This is a genomic window from Xenorhabdus stockiae, from assembly GCF_002632825.1.
GTDB classification, from domain to species: Bacteria; Pseudomonadota; Gammaproteobacteria; order Enterobacterales; family Enterobacteriaceae; genus Xenorhabdus; species Xenorhabdus stockiae.
Genome location: NZ_NJAJ01000148.1, coordinates 1 through 505, shown reverse-complemented (window position 1 = coordinate 505; position 505 = coordinate 1). Strand labels below are relative to the sequence as shown.

The following is a 505-nucleotide window of genomic DNA, read 5'->3' as shown; positions in this document are numbered from 1 at the left end:
GGGTATCCTGACCCTGACCGATGGCGAAGTGGTGGATCATGCGCAGATAAAAGAAGAGCTGCTGCACTGGATTAGCGGGGAAAACCTGAAAGAACTCGGTTTTGACCCGTGGAGCGCCGTGCAGTTCAGTCTCGCCTTAGCGGAGGAAGGCATTCCCTTAGTGGAAGTGGCTCAGACCGTGCGCAACCTGTCGGAAGCGATGAAAACACTGGAAGCCTTGGTCTACAGCGGGAAATTCCACCATAACGCCCACCCGGTGATGAACTGGATGATGTCAAACGTTACCGTGAAACCGGATAAAAACGACAATATTTTCCCGAATAAATCCACGCCGGAAGCCAAGATAGACGGCCCCGTTGCCTTGTTTACCGGCCTGAGCCGCTTGTTGGTCAATGGCGGTGATGCGCCTGACTTCCTGTCTAACCTCGACCCGGACGATTTCTTAATGCTATGAAAAACTTACTGATGGATATCACGGCCCTGATCGGCGTCGGGGCAGTGCTGG

At 53.7% G+C, this 505-nt stretch carries 1 protein-coding gene; it reads left to right on the top strand.

Translation table 11 applies throughout. The features are described from left to right. Positions 1-454 (top strand): terminase TerL endonuclease subunit (locus Xsto_RS20870; RefSeq protein WP_244590320.1); only part of this gene is annotated, 454 nt, incomplete at its 5' end. Between the last annotated feature and the right edge of the window lie 51 nt (positions 455-505).